General features: G+C 41.0%; 1 protein-coding gene. It reads left to right on the top strand.

What is annotated here, in order from left to right; translation table 11 throughout:
- Positions 1 to 129, top strand: a 129-nt coding sequence (locus tag ACYP03_RS26750; RefSeq protein WP_459782771.1) for a fumarate hydratase C-terminal domain-containing protein, incomplete at its 5' end; no start/stop codon positions are given.
- Positions 130 to 261 lie beyond the last annotated feature (132 nt).

Below are 261 nucleotides of genomic sequence, written 5' to 3'. Positions count from 1 at the left end.
ATGGAAGCTATCTATGAATTTGAAGTGCAGGATATGCCTGTCACAGTAGCCGTCGACTCAGACGGTGTGAATGCGCATCAGACCGGCCCTGACATCTGGAAAGTCAAAATTGCTGAAATGGATGCGTAACACGCCTGAAGTGCTATCTGTTGAAATAATTTGAAATAAAAAGGAGCTGTATGGCTCCTTTTTTTTGCACTGGTTTAACCTTTGATTAAGGAAGTAGGCAATAAAATGGCATTTTTTTGCTATGTTAATGCG

The sequence above is a fragment of the Photobacterium sp. R1 genome (assembly GCF_054600795.1).
Note: the sequence above shows the minus strand (reverse complement) of the source record. Positions and strands in the feature narration are given on the sequence as shown.